The following is a 14,739-nucleotide window of genomic DNA, read 5'->3' on the forward strand; positions in this document are numbered from 1 at the left end:
TTAAAATAAACTTTGATCAAAATAAATACTTTGGTTTACATAAAATATAGGGGCTTATTTTTAAAAATAAGCCCCTATATTTTATGGGGTTTTGTTTCTACTCTGCTGCTTTTACATAGATTTTTATAGAATCACCACTAACACCATATCCTTCGGTTAAGTGAGTCCATCCATTTTTTTCGTAATAACCATTCAAGTCAGTGCTTAAATAAAGATTTTCATACCCTTTTTTTGAAGTCTCTTCAATGGCGTGTTGTAGTAATTGGGAACCAATTTTATTCCCTCTATATTCAGGAGAAACATACAAACACGCAAGCCTTTGTAAAACAACATATGTGAACGTGTCTTTTATTTGTTTTCTATATGGAAATTAAATTACCTTTTTCTATGAAAATTAGATTGTGAAATACAAAAGCACAACCTTTTTATATACGTCTTTATCAATAGAATAGCGTGTTTTCTATGTGTTGAATTATTAGCTTGATAGACATGAAGTGGTCGCCCCTATAAGTTATTCCTTGAAGGAAATTGTACGTTTACATACTATTTAATAGTCAAAATGAACAAGCTATTTTCTATCAAATGAATAGGGAAGTGGCTCATATTATGTCTAAATGTTTTTTTGCTAGATTAACAGGTCGGGAGGAAGTACCTCCTGTAAGAACAGATGCTTTTGGTTTAGCACAATTTAGATTTAACAATGATTTTACGAGACTTCGATTTAAATTGGTGGTCAATGATATAGAAAAGTTGACCGCTGCTCATATTCATTTAGGAATAAGGGGAGAAAACGGTCCGGTTGTCGCATTTCTTTTTGGACCGATAACGCGTGGGATCAGTGTCAATAGAGGAGTGGTAACGGGGATCATTACAGAAAGTGATCTAGTCGGTCCTTTACAAGGTATGTCTTTATTAGAACTAGCAAGAAGAATGGAAGCAGGCAATACTTATGTAAACGCTCATACGGAAAAACATCCAAATGGAGAAATTCGAGGTCAAATAAAAAAATCCATCATTCTTAACAATTTAGACAATATGCTTCTTTGAAAAGCATATTGTCTTTTTAATCATTTATTTAGAGTATATTACGCCTGAAAATTTCTAAGGACTTGATCTACGTAATCTGATTTCATATTTTCATTTCTGGTAAGTATGATTATAGCAACCTTTAGCCATAATTATGACTAAAGGTTTTTTGTTATTAAAAATTGAACAGACTTTAAACAAATCTCATAAGGGAGAAAAGTTCATGATTGAAAATAAAAACTTAATAATCCTTTTTATTATTTTAGCTTTAGCTTTAATGTTAGTAATTGGAGGCATGGTATATGAATTATGGGGGCCATTTTGAATTGTAGGAGTTACTTATATTTTAACTTGAAGATATATCTCACTCAATGATTTGAGAAATGAATGAATTAACCTTCTCAAATGCACGTTACATGTTTTTTTCTTTATTTCTGAAATGATATTTATATATCATTTCAGAAATAAAGGAGAGCATCGGTATGAATTATGAGATGTCTAAGGTTATTAACCGTCTCGTTGATCAATTTGCTTCTTTTGCTTTGTGGAGTATAGCAAGAAAATCCATAAATTGAAAACTCCTTTAAAGGACTGGATTATTAATGAATATTCTTTTTGAAAGCTTAATACTAATCGTTACAGGTATCCTTGTCTTAAAATTAACGGGGAGTAAATCGATCAGTCAGATGACAAGAGCTGAAATCATTATCGTTGTATCCATTGGACGCATTATTGTAGAACCAGTGCTAAGTAGAAAAGTAGGACCTTCTATTCTCGCTGCGTGTATATTTTCTGGTGTTTTACTTATTATTCATTATTTAGAGATGAAATCACGAAAGGTGGAACAATTCCTAGACGGTAATAGCATCATTATTATTGAAGAAGGAAAAGTTTTAAAGAGTAATTTAAGACGTGCCAAAATGACAGAACAGCAATTGTTTATGTGTTTAAGGGAACAAGGAATTCATGATATTAAAACATTACAACAAGTAACAGCAGAGCCAAACGGTCGCATTGGGTATCAACTAACAGCTCAGGCACAGCCAATTACTCGTGAAGTGTTAGAAAAGATACTGCGTCAGTACACTTTTAAAGAATAGTTAATATGTAACTATATTAGACCCCTTTCAAAGCTATTTTTGAAAAGTGAATATTACATCACGGAGCTTTTGTAATCCAATCACTAAATCTTGTTCACTTAACATAGAATAGCTAATACGCAAATAATTATGTTTTGATTCATGGACAAAACAAGCTGTTCCAGGTAAAAAGCAAATGTCAGCTTCATTTGCTTTTTCAAGTAATGCAGATGAATTCATTGAATCTGAAAGAGAAATCCATAAATTAAAACCACCCTGTGGTATTTGAAAATAAATTGTATCTGTTAAAGGAGAAAGTATTTCTACTGCGGTGTCACGTCGTATTTGTAATGCAGTCCGTAGTTTTTCTAAATGATTTTTCATTCTTTCAGTCCGTAAAAAAGGTAGAATGGCTTTTTGTGTTAACAGTGGACTACCTATATCCATTAAAGCTTTCACAGCATATAACCAGTCAAATACAGGTCCTTGCGCTAGCAATGCTGCGATGCGAAGTCCTGGCGCTAACGTTTTACTGAATCCTTTTAAATAAATGACATGACCATTTTTATCATAATGTTTAAGAGGAGCCGGAAGTTCAATTTCATCAAAGTAAATCTCACCAAAAGAATCATCTTCAATAATAAAAAAATGATACAGTTCTGCTAGTTCTATAAGCTCGATTCGTCTTTGTTCACTCATTACGATTCCGGTCGGGTTATGAAAAGCGGGATTCACGTATAACAAAACTGGCTTCTTTTTTTGACAAATCTCATCTAATAAATCAGAGCGAATACCTTGTTTATCAAGCTCCACGGGAATTACACAAATTCCTTTATTAACAAATACATCAATGGCAGCGCCGTAGCATGGACTTTCTACTATTACTGTGTCCCCAGGCTTTAATAATGTTTGAGCAATTAAGTCAATTCCTTGTTGTGCACCACTTGTAATTAATAAATGAGCAGGGTTTACAGTTAACCCTTGATAGTCTTTTAAGTATTTAGTAATTTCTACGCGAAGCTCTTCATCGCCTTGTACAGGGCCGTAAGTGGCTAATATCATTTGATCTTTGTTTAATAGTTTTTGCATTTCTTCTGATAGAAATGGATTCGGTAAAAGACGAGGGTAGAGAATTGCCTGAGAAAAATCATAATACTTTTTTTGACGATTACTTACATATCGAGACCTTACAACATTAACAGCTTTCATATGCTGCCAATCATATGGTTCCTGTACTTGCAGGGCACCATCTCTTTTTCCTCTTATGTAAACTCCTTTTCCTGGTTCTATATGTACATAGCCTTTTGTTTCGAGCCATTTATACGCTTTGCGAACCGTTAATACACTTACTTTTAAATCATCTGCCATGGTACGTAGAGAAGGGAGGAGTTCACCACCTGCTAACATTCCACTTTGGATACGCTGGACAATTTGTGCACAGATTTGTTGATAGAATGGTATATTAGATTCCTTGCGTAGTACAATCTTCATAATTTCACCTGAGTTTCTTTTTATCTTCATTAAAACTGAAAAAACGCCTACAATCAACTGAAAATTCATGCAACTGTTATATGCCGTGATGTACTGTTATACATCTTTTCCTCTATACTCATTTCAAGAGTAAAAAGGAGGAAATTATATGGTTATTTTCAGCTATGTTCTCATTTGTATTATTTTCGGAACGACATTTTTAACAATTAAAATCGGGATTGAGGCCGGCACACCGCCTCTTTTTTCAGCTGGTATCCGTTTCTTTATAGCAGGTGTGATTGTCATAACGTTTTTTATTGTGAAACGTAAACATGTCATGTCATACCTTTTATCTAAACGAATTATGTATGCTGGTTTTTGTCTTACCTTTATGACCTTTTCGACTTTATATTGGGCAGAGCAGCATATTTCTTCCGGTTTGGCCGCTGTTCTTTCTGCTACAGGTCCGATGATGATTTTACTGCTTCAAGTAAAACGAAATAAAACCAAATTGAGAAAGGAACAACTTTTTGCTTTAGTAGTCGCTCTTATGGGAGTGGTTTGTATTTCCTTGCCAGGATTTCAACAACAAGTTTCTTATGTATGGAGTATCGCCTGTCTTGTTATATTAGTAGGAGAGTTTTTCTACGGAATGGGTACGATTCATTCGAAGGAGATTTTATCGGATCTACCGAAAGTATCGCCGTTTTTAGTGAATGGAATTCAAATGTTTTATGGGGGATTATTACTGATTGTTTGTTCTATCTTTATAGAAGCTCCAAATCTGTCTGTATTAACATCATGGAGCGTTCAATGGCCTATTCTCTATTTGATCTTTATCGGTTCTATCGGTGGACACGGATTGTATTACTGGCTCTTATCAAAAACCAACCCAGTGTTTCCTTCTACGTGGCTTTATGTTTCACCTTTAATCGCTGTAATGACAGGCTATTTATTTTTAGGAGAACCGATCAAACCAGTCATGGGAGTGGGAGCTTGTTTCATCTTAATAGGTGTATTTATGGCGAATCGATCGACACTTGAATTGTATTGGAAACAAGGGAAGTTATTAAAAAAAGAGATGTAATCTCCTTACAATGGTAATGTTAAACTTTTACGCTACGTTAGGCTCAAGACCTTTTTATTTTTCAAATGATAAATAAAAAACTTCTCGTATATAGTCGCAGAATTAAAACTGCAAAATAGTACGAGAAGCTTTCTTGTGTGTTTATGTATTGATAATTAATTTACTTTTTTTATAAATCCTTTGTAATGACGTTTAACAAGTTGACTTTCTAGCGTTTTCATTGTTTCTAACGCAACACCCACAATGATCAGTAAACTTGTGCCACCAATTTGTGCAGAAGGGGGAAGGTTACCGAACTTTGTAAATACGATTGGCAGAACAGAAATAGCACCTAAGAAAATTGCACCGATAAAAGTTAAGCGATACAAGATTTTTGTTACATATTTCTCAGTCATTTTCCCTGGTCGAATACCTGGAACATATCCATTTTGCTTTTTTAAGTTTTCTGCCATTTGTTCAGGGTTTACTTGAACAAATGCATAAAAGTATGTAAATGCAATAATGAGTCCAACGTATAGGATCATTCCAATTGGATGTGTAAAGTCAAGATTTGTACTTAGCCATTTCGACACTTCAGAATTAGGGAATAGTTGCGCGATTGTACGCGGCGTCATTAGAAATGCAGAAGCAAAGATAACTGGAATTACACCTGCGCTATTTACCTTAAGAGGTAAATGCGTATTTTTTGCTCCTTGATAGTTATTATTCCCTGTAACAGCTTTTGCATATTGAATTGGTATTTTACGAATAGCTTGTTGAATGTAAATCACACCAACAATAACAACTAAAATAACTAAGCCAATTAATGCAACCTTTACGATATGCATAAAGAGTTGATCACCGACATTTTGGAATTGTTGTAAATATACTTGGTTTACCACATTTGGAATCGCTGCAACAAGACCGGCAAAGATAAGCATAGAAATACCGTTACCTACTCCGTTTGCGGTAATTTGCTCACCTAACCACATTAAAAATGCAGTACCAGCAGTTAATACCGTAGCGATAAATAAATAGGTTGTCCATCCTGGATTTGAAATTAATTGTCCGCCTGCTATATTGTTAAAGCCAAAAGACATTCCTAAGGCTTGAATGAATGCAAGAATGATTGTAAAGTATCGGGTAAATTGAGCTGACTTTTTCCGGCCCATTTCACCTTGTTTTGCCCACTCTGTAAATTTAGGAACAACATCCATCTGTAATAATTGTACAATGATGGAAGCTGTAATATAAGGAGTGATACCTACAGCAAAGATTGAGAAGTTTTGCAGGGCTCCTCCGCCAAAAATATTAAGCATTCCTAAAACATTGGCTTGATCTTGTACTTTTAGTACCTCTGCATTTGTATGAGGTACTGGGATAAACGTGCCGATCCGAAATACGATTAACATTGCTAACGTATAAAGGATTTTACTTCTAATCTCAGCTACTCTCATAAAGTTTGAAATTGTACGAAACATCATGTCGCCTCCTGTATTTTTGTCAGTTGTCTAAATGAAAGAAAACTGATCCTTATATCCCGATGAATAAACCACAAACCTCCTTCCGTGTAGAATTCATTTGACAAATGGATTTTTAAAAATTTTGCAGTTTTGTCATGGATATAAAAATACAAATATAAGCGATAGATTGATTTTCGTAATCATTCAATAACCATAATATAACTAATAAATAAAAAATTGTATATAGAAAAGGCGGAAAAGAGCGAAAATAACAGCTATTTCATAGTTTTTTCTAGATAAATAGTTGAATTTGTAAATTATTAACATGGAGCAAAATTATTCTCCTTTGCAGTTATATAACCTTGTAGTAATATTATGCTATGAAAACAACAATGAATATAATGGAAACTCTAATTCAAAAAAGAAGGGGCCTGTTATGACAATTATCGACAAATTAAATCTTAATAAATATACAAATATGGCAATAGTCAACCAACCAAACGACTATGATGTCTTTACTGAACAAACGACTACCCTTTCCAAAGATCATGATGCTATTTTTATTTTTGTAGAAACAATTGATGAGATGGTTACGCATACACAACTTATCCTTAATAATGAACAACTATTACTTGAGAAAGGTTATGTATTTTTCGCTTACCCGAAAAAAGGTAACACTCGTTATGAAACTTTTGTTCACAGAGATGAAATATTTCCAGCAATGAAAGTTGGAGAGGATGGATATGTAGGTAATAACGATATCAAGTTCGCGCGTATGGTGAGTATGGATGATGTCTTTACTGTTGTAGGTTTAAAACGTGAAAAAAAGAAAGTTAAGAAAACTTCTCCTGCTAGCCAATGTGTTGCGGATTATGAGGATAATGTTAAGGATGTTGAAGCATTATTAGCCGATCATCCCACTGAACTTAAGTTTTATCAAAGCTTAACACCGGGATATCAAAAAGATTGGGCGCGTCACATATTCTCGGCAAAGCAGCAACGAACTCATGAAAAGCGTCAACAACAAATGATTGAAATCCTTTCGCAAGAGTACAAGTCACTCGATTTATTCCGTCGGAAGAAGAAATAAAGCAGTGTCAGCGTGCCAGACGTAGAACGTGAGCATGACAAGATGACTTGTACTTTTTAAAAGAGTGTGGTTTCGATGTACCATTAATATTAGGTACTGTCTATAATGAATTTGAACCACCTTAGAGCATATAAGAAATAAAAGAATTAAAATGAAAAAGGTGTATTTTAATGAAATCGTATATTGTAGTTGGAGCTGGAATTCTAGGAGCATCTACTGCTTATCACCTCGCAAAGGCAGGGGCTAATGTTACATTAGTTGACCGTCAAGATTTAGGGCAGGCGACGGATGCGGCAGCTGGAATTGTGTGTCCTTGGCTTTCGCAGCGTCGTAATCAAGCTTGGTACAAAATCGCAAAAGGTGGAGCTCGTTACTACGCTTCTTTAATTCAACAATTAGAAGAGGATGGCGAGACGGATACAGGTTATAACCGAGTAGGTGCTATTAGCTTACATACAGAGGGTAAAAAGTTAGATCAAATGGAGGAACGAGCGTATAAACGACGTGAGGATGCTCCGGAAATAGGTGAAATTACTCGCTTATCATCGATTGAAACGAAACGTTTATTTCCGCCTTTATCAGAAGAATATGGCGCTATACATATAAGTGGTGCTGCTCGTGTTAACGGAAGAGCCCTTCGTCAATCTCTTGTAAATGCTGCTAAAAAACATGGTGCTACCTTTATAAAGGGAGACGCAGTTTTAATTCATGAAAACAAGCATGTTACAGGTGTTAGAGTAAACGGTAAAGCGTTAACGGCAGATCAAGTTATTGTAACTGCTGGTGCATGGGCAAACGAGTTACTAAAGCCGCTTGGCATTAACTTTCTAGTGACTTTCCAAAAAGCACAAATTGTTCATTTACACATGCCAAATACGGATACCAAAAGTTGGCCAGTAGTTATGCCACCAAATGATCAGTATATCCTAACTTTCGAAGATGGCCGAGTAGTTGTAGGTGCAACACACGAAAATGATACGGGTCTTGATTACCGAGTTACAGCAGGTGGTTTACATGAAGTGTTTGATAAAGCATTGTCAGTTGCTCCAGGTCTGGCAAATAGCACGATGCTTGAAACAAGAGTAGGATTTAGACCGTTCACACCAGGTTTTCTTCCTATAATTGGTTCATTACCTAACTTTGAAGGCATACTTGTTGCTAATGGATTAGGCGCTTCTGGATTAACAGCAGGTCCATACTTAGGTTCAGAACTCGCAAAACTTGCTTTAGGACAGCCGATAGAACTGGACCTTAGTCATTATGATGTTGCTGGAGCAATTGAGTAAATAATAGCTTTTCTTACATATTTGTGCTATTATTTACCTTTATACCAAAAGAGGACGTGACGTAACTTGATTAAAATTGATATACCTGCAGTTGATATTTCTATAACAGAACGAAAACAAGTAATAAAAGGTGATGAACCAATAATAACTCCTATTCATGGGTTCATCGATTTCCACCTGATTCCAAGAGATAAAGGCGGAATTTTTATGTTTTATAACATAAATGACGAACTTCTTTTTGTTGGGAAAGCAAGAAAAATAAGACAAAGAATTAAAAAGCATTTTGAAGACAATGTTTCACCAATTAAAGCACACAGAGATGAAGTGTATCGAATTGATGTATGTGTAGTAGAGGACCAATTGGAAAGAGAAATTTACGAAACATATATCATTAATGAACTTCAGTCAAAATATAATGTAGATAAAGTGTTTTTTAAATAAAAAGCATTGTAGTTTGTCTATTATAAAATCCCCCCAGTATTGTGCTGGGGGGATTTTATTTGAACACCATTGTTGTACACTTTTACTTTTCAATGACACATCATTTTTTCATTGTTTATTTATAAATCTGCATCGAACCCTCTTTCTTTATGACACGCTTATGTATTCAATATAAGAATCTCCTAAAAATGAACAACTTTACATAACAAGAAAAAACAAACATATAATGGTACAAGCAAACTAGAAAGGAGACAATCATGAACTGGTTAGAAGCCTTTATTTTAGGGATTATTCAAGGATTAACCGAATTCTTGCCTATTAGTAGTACTGGCCATTTGTATTTAGGAAGACATCTGTTTAGTTTAGATGAAGCAGGACTTTTTTTAGATACGATGCTTCATATCGGAACGTTACTTGCAGTGTTTATTTACTATAAGAAAGAGTTTATCTATTTAATTAAAAATCCGTTTTCGAAGCTCACATTTTTACTCATTGTTGGAACAATTCCTGCTGTTATTATTGGTCTATTATTTAAAGATTTTTTTGAAGATATTTCAAAGACAGGTGTCACAATCGGTTGGGAATTTTTAGTGACGGGTTTGTTTCTATATATGGCAGAGAAACAAACAAATGGACGGAAAAAGATGGATGATATTACATATCAAGATGCTTTAATTATTGGTTCGTTTCAAGCATTTGCTATCTTTCCAGCAATCTCTCGTTCTGGCATGACGATTGTCGCTGCACTTTGGAGAAAGCTAGACCGTGAAACAGCAGCATATTTTTCCTTTTTATTATCGACACCTGCTATTGTTGGAGCAATCATTTTGCAGTCTATTGATGTCTTTCAAGGGAAAGCAGAAGCAATCTCTAGTACGTCTTTAATTATTGGTACATTATCTGCGGCATTCTTTGGTTATATCGCAGTGTCCTGGATGATTCAGTATTTAAAACATCATTCTTTAAAGGTATTTGCGTACTACGTATGGGCTCTCGGAATCTTAATTTTAACTTTACAATTCACTGGCATATTTTAGGAGGATAGAGTATAAAAAATCTGGTTAAGCAGTCGGATTATTTTATGGAGGATTTTTTATGCTTGGTTTAGCAAGTGGAACTTTATTAGAGAAGCCGAACATTGGTATTTTTATTGGGATTGCTTGTGGATTGTTTGCACATGCAGTACTTATGATAAGAGGAAACGGTGAATAACGTTGATGAGAAAATCCTGTGTCGCATTTATACAACAGGATTTTTTATTTTATAATTCTATTAACATGTTTGGAAAATGAATGGGACTATAAAAATTTAGATTTTAGTATAGGTATCATGAGATGGGAGGCAGAAAAATGTTTGGAAAAGCGATCGTTATTGGCGGGAGCATTGCTGGGAAACTAGCAGCGAAAGCTTTATCTCAGTCCTTTCAAGAAGTCATCATTTTAGAAGCTGGTGAAGAGTGGAGTGAAAAAAGTCCTAGAAAAAGAGTGCCACAAAGCCATCATCCCCATGTGTTATTAAAAGGAGGAGCAGAAGCAATTGAGAAATTATTTCCTAATATTACGGTGCAATTAATAGAAGATGGAGGTATTGTAAATAACTTTACTGGTGATTTAAGGTGGCATCACTTTGGCTTGTGGAAGCAATCCTTTGCTGGAGAATTGAAAATGGTCCAACAGAGTCGTCCTATGCTGGAGTGGCATTTACAAAGACGGATCAATCAATCTTCTAATATTATAACGAAATATGAAACAATGGCGGATCAGTTGCTAATAAATCAGCAGCATAACAAAATCTCCGGAGTAAAAGTACGATGTTTGAAGACAGGAATAGAAGAGGAACTTCATGCAGATGTAGTTGTTGATACAAGTGGATTTGGTTCCAAGAATATAGATTGGTTACAAACGTATGGCATAAAGGTGAAGGAAGAAAAAATATGGATTCAGCTATTTTATGCAACTAGATTATTTTGTCTAAAACAGAAAGAACGTCTTGACTGGTGTAACTTACTTATTTCCCCTAGTTTTCCTGAAAACCCTTATGGCGCATTCATTCAAACGATTGAAGACAATCGTTATTTTGTGACTTTTAGTGGTTACGCCAATGAGCGTGCGCCTCAAACTGACGAAGAATTTCTTGCCTTCGCTCATAAGTTACCTATTCCAGATGTACTTCATTTTCTTGAACAGGCAGAATCCATTACAGATATAAAAGTACATAAGATTCCTTACCAAGTACGTCGGCGTTTTGATTTAGTAAGAAATATTCCAGAAGGTTTCCTAGTAATTGGAGATGCTCACTGTCGTTTTGATCCTGTATTTGGACAAGGAATTTCTGTCGCAGCGATGGAAGCAGCAGAATTGCAAAAGTGTCTCCAGCAAGGTAGTTCGCTAGAAAAAGGGTTCACTAGAAAGTTTTATAAGCGAATTTCTAAGATTATTGCAACGCCGTGGGAAATGGTTACTACAGAATCTTTTCGTCATCCTATGATTAAAGGAGACAAGGCTTTTATGCAGCTATTTCAACAATGGTATACGAAAAAAATATATCAACTTTCCGCAAGTAATTCAGAAATTTATACTCGGTTGGTTAGAGTTATGAATCTTATACGTACCCCTTTGCACCTTTTTCATCCAAAAGTATTGCTTGCTATATTTATGAGTCGATGGAAATAGTCTTTCTCCGGCAGGAATTCGCGACTAAATAGCAAATTTATATAGTTAATTGATTTTGAAAAGGGCTGGTTAACACATGGAAGTATACCTAGAAAAGTTAAAGGCACAAGATGCAGAGGAATTGTTTGCTTTTGAATGTAGTAACAGAGTTTTTTTTGAAAAGATGGTGCCTAGTCGTGGAGATGATTACTATACATATGAAACGTTTCAAAAGATACTCTATGAATTATTAAAAGAACAATTCGAAGGTATTTCATATTTTCACCTCATAAGAAATGATGAAGGGATAATTGTCGGGCGAATCAATTTAGTGGACATTGAGAAAGACAAAAAATTAGGATATCTTGGTTATCGAATAGGAGAAGAGTATGTTGGAAGAGGTATTGCAGCTAAGGGTGTGAAAATCCTCTTAGATGAAGCAGTAAACTATCATGTTACTGAAATTCATGCAAAAACAACAAATAATAATATCGCTTCTCAAAAAGTATTAGAAAAGAACTATTTTTCACGTATCTCAATTGATGAAACAGCAGCAGAGTTATACGGCCAAAAAATTGATTTCATCCATTATATTTGGAGACATACTAACTAAAACAAAAAAGGGGAGCAATACAATTATGGACTTACGTTATCCGATTGGTCATTTTACTTATGAAGAAAACATTACGCAAGATACAATAAAAAATTGGATAAAAGAAATTGAAAATCTTCCTGCAGAATTAACAAAGGCGATAAAAGGCTTGCAAGAAGATCAGCTTGATACGCCATATCGTACCGGTGGATGGACAGTGCGTCAGGTTATTCATCATGTTGTCGATAGTCATATGAATAGTTATATTCGTTTTAAATTAGCCCTTACAGAAAACAATCCTACGATTAAACCGTACATGGAAGAAAAATGGGCAGAACTTCCTGATTCAAAGCTACCAGTAGATGTATCCCTAGTGTTATTAGAAGCATTACATAAAAGGTGGGTAAATTTATTACGTTCTTTAGGACCTGCGGATCTTGATAAAACGTTCAATCATCCGGAAACGGGTAAGAATAAACTTGCTGTTGCAATTGGACTTTATGCATGGCATGGTCGTCATCATACAGCACACATTGTATCTTTACGGAAAAGGTTAGGTTGGTAATCTATAAGACTTCATACAAAAAGACTATCTGTAAATTAGATAGTCTTTTTGTATATTTAAAAGAAAACAGCGCATTTTGTTCCAAAATATACGGGGTTAATACTTTTATTTTTGCATAAACATACATTTATCGTTATTTTGTTGTGTATGTGACTAATGCTTTTTGGATGTTATAAATACTATCATCCTTTTTGAATTCTTTCGTAATCGGATTGTCCATACTAGAAATCCAAATTTTAAGTTCTGCATCTAAATCGAAATGACCAGCAGTCTCAATGCTATACTGTGTAATACTTTTATAAGGAATAGAATGATATTCTGTTTTCTTACCAGTCATCCCTTGCTTATCAACTAAAATGAGACGGCGATTTGTAAATACGATTAAATCGCGAATCAATTTATATGCATGTTCAACTTGTTCATCTTCAAGCATAATCTTTTCTAAATCACGTTCCACGCTATCCGTATTCGTGTCAGAAGCGTTTCCTAAAATCCCACTAAATAAACCCATATAAAATTCCTCCTTTATTATGAATGGAATGAGTTACTTACATTGTATCACGTTATGTAGGAAGAGATTCTTACATAATGTAAAGAGGTTTTATTACTCATTGCAATGAATTTGTTAACACTTCCTCCTAATATCTTATGCTAAAATGAAGTTGATAATAAAATCAATTAATGATAGCAGAGGGAGTATAGATGAAAAATATCGGTTTAGTATTAGAAGGCGGAGGGATGAAAGGCTTATATACAGCAGGAGTCCTAGAGTACTTTATGGAGAATGATTTATTTTTTCCGTACGTAGTCGGTGTTTCGGCAGGTGCATGTATGGGGGCTACTTATCTGTCTCGCCAAAAAGGGAGAAATAAAAAAGTAAATACAGAATTAGTTTCTGATCATCGTTACATATCCTATCGGAATTTATTATGGAAACGAGAACTATTTGGCATGGACTTCCTTTTTGATGAAGTTCCGAATAAACTTGAGCCGTTTGATTTTCAAACATTTTTAAACGGAAATGAGCAGTTTGTTATAGGAACAACGGATTGTGAATCAGGACAAGCTATTTATTATAATAAGCAGGAGCATGGAAATGACATTTTAAAAATTATTCGTGCATCGAGTTCTGTACCGTTTATCGCTCCAACTGTGGACTATGATGGGAAAAAGCTATTAGACGGAGGAATCATTGATCCTATTCCAATTCGAAAGGCACAATACGATGGATTTCGAAAAAATATAGTCATTATGACAAAACCAGAAGGATATGAGAAACAACGGAATAAGTTTTCACCTATGGCGAAATTTATATATCGGCGTTATCCTAAAATATCGGAGCTATTAGTAAATCATTATCACTTTTATAATGAAACCGTTTCTTACATGTATTCTGCAGCGCAACGAGAGAACTTCTTTGTGATTCAACCAAGTGTACAGCTACCTATAAGCGGTATAGAACGCAATAAAGAGAAACTCGTTAATTTATATAACCTTGGGTATAACGATGCAAAGACGCAGCATGAGAAGTTATTAGAGTGGATGAACAAATAAGGAGTGATCGATTGATACTAGGAAAAAAGACGATTTTTGAAGAGCTAAAGAAGTTACATCATCATTTAACTCAGCCATTTCCATATCGTGATACGCGCAAAATATATCAAGATTTTAAGGAAAGTTTTTCTGAGGAAGATTGTTTAAATGCTGATTTGAATACGTATTGGATGTACATTGCAGGGAGTTTAAGCTATGTTTTAAATGGTAAAGCAAATAAAACCCCGAAAAATCAAATTGAGCGGATTCACTTGTCGTTTTTTGATATTTTTAAACAGTATCGGTTTTTAGAGAATCGTATAGAAAAGTACCCAACATTTTATAAAGAATATATGTATTATGAAAGAGCTCGTAAACTATTAATTTATTATCTTTCCTAAGAGATCATAAACACACAGACAGCAGCATGGTTTGTGTGTTTTTTATTTGTTCATAAAATATACAACATAGTCACGG

Annotated in this window: 16 protein-coding genes; 12 read left to right on the top strand and 4 right to left on the bottom strand. The window is 34.6% G+C overall.

The features are described from left to right. Positions 1-97: 97 nt before the first annotated feature. On the bottom strand, positions 98-352 hold the full coding sequence (locus QUF99_RS16220; RefSeq protein ID WP_353958427.1) for a GNAT family N-acetyltransferase: 255 nt from the start codon (positions 350-352) through the stop codon (positions 98-100). A gap of 254 nt (positions 353-606) precedes the next feature. On the opposite strand from QUF99_RS16220, the gene QUF99_RS16225 reads away from it, so the two are divergent. Both QUF99_RS16225 and QUF99_RS16230 read left to right on the top strand, forming a co-directional pair. Further along, positions 607-1,047, top strand: coding sequence for a CHRD domain-containing protein (locus QUF99_RS16225; RefSeq protein ID WP_289371303.1), 441 nt, complete (start codon positions 607-609; stop codon positions 1,045-1,047). 581 nt (positions 1,048-1,628) lie between these two features. Continuing rightward, positions 1,629-2,126, top strand: a complete 498-nt coding sequence (locus QUF99_RS16230; RefSeq protein ID WP_289371305.1) for a DUF421 domain-containing protein — start codon at positions 1,629-1,631, stop codon at positions 2,124-2,126. 33 nt (positions 2,127-2,159) lie between these two features. Here the strand turns inward: QUF99_RS16230 and pdxR are convergent, their stop codons facing one another. Then, on the bottom strand, positions 2,160-3,596 hold the full coding sequence (gene pdxR / locus QUF99_RS16235; protein WP_289371307.1) for a MocR-like pyridoxine biosynthesis transcription factor PdxR: 1,437 nt from the start codon (positions 3,594-3,596) through the stop codon (positions 2,160-2,162). 148 nt (positions 3,597-3,744) lie between these two features. Between pdxR and QUF99_RS16240 the strand changes: the two genes are divergently transcribed. Next, positions 3,745-4,662 (top strand): DMT family transporter, encoded by a 918-nt coding sequence (locus tag QUF99_RS16240; protein ID WP_289371308.1) that lies wholly within the window; start codon positions 3,745-3,747, stop codon positions 4,660-4,662. 155 nt (positions 4,663-4,817) lie between these two features. On the opposite strand, the gene secY is transcribed toward QUF99_RS16240, so the two are convergent. Beyond that, complete coding sequence (secY, locus tag QUF99_RS16245; RefSeq protein ID WP_289371309.1) at positions 4,818-6,122, bottom strand: preprotein translocase subunit SecY; 1,305 nt, start codon at positions 6,120-6,122, stop codon at positions 4,818-4,820. A gap of 418 nt (positions 6,123-6,540) precedes the next feature. Here secY and QUF99_RS16250 point away from each other — a divergent pair, with 418 nt between their 5' ends. The 7 genes from QUF99_RS16250 to QUF99_RS16280 all read left to right on the top strand — a co-directional run bounded on the left by QUF99_RS16250 (position 6,541) and on the right by QUF99_RS16280 (position 12,729). Next, positions 6,541-7,194: a YdeI/OmpD-associated family protein gene (locus tag QUF99_RS16250; RefSeq protein ID WP_289371310.1), complete on the top strand. Its 654-nt coding sequence runs from the start codon at positions 6,541-6,543 to the stop codon at positions 7,192-7,194. Positions 7,195-7,364: 170 nt separating this feature from the next. Then, positions 7,365-8,480: an NAD(P)/FAD-dependent oxidoreductase gene (locus QUF99_RS16255; protein WP_289371311.1), complete on the top strand. Its 1,116-nt coding sequence runs from the start codon at positions 7,365-7,367 to the stop codon at positions 8,478-8,480. 66 nt (positions 8,481-8,546) lie between these two features. Further along, positions 8,547-8,921 carry a nucleotide excision repair endonuclease gene (locus QUF99_RS16260; protein WP_289371312.1) on the top strand — a complete coding sequence of 125 codons (375 nt, stop codon included), beginning with the start codon at positions 8,547-8,549 and terminating at the stop codon, positions 8,919-8,921. A 257-nt stretch (positions 8,922-9,178) separates the two neighbouring features. Further along, positions 9,179-9,958, top strand: coding sequence for an undecaprenyl-diphosphate phosphatase (locus QUF99_RS16265; RefSeq protein ID WP_289371313.1), 780 nt, complete (start codon positions 9,179-9,181; stop codon positions 9,956-9,958). A 312-nt stretch (positions 9,959-10,270) separates the two neighbouring features. Further along, a complete protein-coding gene (locus tag QUF99_RS16270) occupies positions 10,271-11,593 on the top strand; it encodes an NAD(P)/FAD-dependent oxidoreductase (protein WP_289371314.1) in 1,323 nt (440 codons plus the stop codon). A 76-nt stretch (positions 11,594-11,669) separates the two neighbouring features. Next, positions 11,670-12,185, top strand: a complete 516-nt coding sequence (locus QUF99_RS16275; RefSeq protein WP_289371315.1) for a GNAT family N-acetyltransferase — start codon at positions 11,670-11,672, stop codon at positions 12,183-12,185. 22 nt (positions 12,186-12,207) lie between these two features. Further along, a complete protein-coding gene (locus tag QUF99_RS16280) occupies positions 12,208-12,729 on the top strand; it encodes a YfiT family bacillithiol transferase (protein WP_289374676.1) in 522 nt (173 codons plus the stop codon). 133 nt (positions 12,730-12,862) lie between these two features. On the opposite strand, the gene QUF99_RS16285 is transcribed toward QUF99_RS16280, so the two are convergent. Continuing rightward, complete coding sequence (locus QUF99_RS16285; protein ID WP_289371316.1) at positions 12,863-13,240, bottom strand: PH domain-containing protein; 378 nt, start codon at positions 13,238-13,240, stop codon at positions 12,863-12,865. A 191-nt stretch (positions 13,241-13,431) separates the two neighbouring features. Here QUF99_RS16285 and QUF99_RS16290 point away from each other — a divergent pair, with 191 nt between their 5' ends. Beyond that, entirely contained in the window at positions 13,432-14,283 is an 852-nt protein-coding gene (locus tag QUF99_RS16290) for a patatin-like phospholipase family protein (protein WP_289371317.1), read from the top strand. Between the two features lie 11 nt (positions 14,284-14,294). Beyond that, positions 14,295-14,663: a YxiJ family protein gene (locus QUF99_RS16295; protein WP_289371318.1), complete on the top strand. Its 369-nt coding sequence runs from the start codon at positions 14,295-14,297 to the stop codon at positions 14,661-14,663. Positions 14,664-14,739: the final 76 nt, after the last annotated feature.

The organism is Bacillus sp. DX4.1, from assembly GCF_030348195.1.
GTDB lineage: Bacteria > Bacillota > Bacilli > Bacillales > Bacillaceae_G > Bacillus_A.